This window comes from Amycolatopsis sp. SID8362, from assembly GCF_010550475.1.
GTDB classification, from domain to species: Bacteria; Actinomycetota; Actinomycetes; order Mycobacteriales; family Pseudonocardiaceae; genus Amycolatopsis; species Amycolatopsis eburnea.
The window spans coordinates 1-504 of the sequence record NZ_JAAGNB010001498.1 but is presented as its reverse complement, the minus strand read 5'-3'; the positions used below and the strand labels follow the sequence as shown (position 1 = coordinate 504).

The window sequence follows — 504 nt, the reverse complement described above, 5'->3', positions numbered from 1 at the left end:
CGGCCAGGTGGGCCGAACGGCCGCTGCGCGCCAGCGCCAGACCGTCGCGGGCCAGCGCGGCGCCGCCGAAGTAGGCCTCCAGGCAGCCGACCTCGCCGCACGCGCAGGTCGGGCCGAAGTCGTCGAGGCGGATGTGGCCGATGTCGCCCGCCGTGCCCGCGACGCCGCGGTACACCTTGCCGCCGAGCACGATGCCGCAGCCGATCCCGGTGCCGATCTTGACGAACATCAGGTCGTCGGTCGAGCGCGCGACGCCGGCGTGCCGCTCCCCGAGCGCCATCGCGTTGACGTCGTTGTCCACCGCGACCGGGCAGCCCCACAGCCCGCCGAGGTGGTCGCGGACGTTGAACCGGTCCCACCCGGGCATGATCGGCGGCGCGACGGCCATGCCCTCGGCGAAGCTGACCGGCCCCGGCAACCCGATCCCGGCGGCGACCAGCCGCCCGGGCGCCTCCTCGCGCACCTTGTCCGCCAGCGCGGCCACGCGCCGCAGCACGGGATGCG

1 protein-coding gene is annotated in these 504 nt (G+C 76.2%); it reads right to left on the bottom strand.

The genetic code is table 11. The annotated features are described in order from the left end of the window. Positions 1-504: ROK family protein (locus G3I65_RS45835; RefSeq protein ID WP_160701658.1), on the bottom strand; the 504-nt coding region annotated here is incomplete at both ends.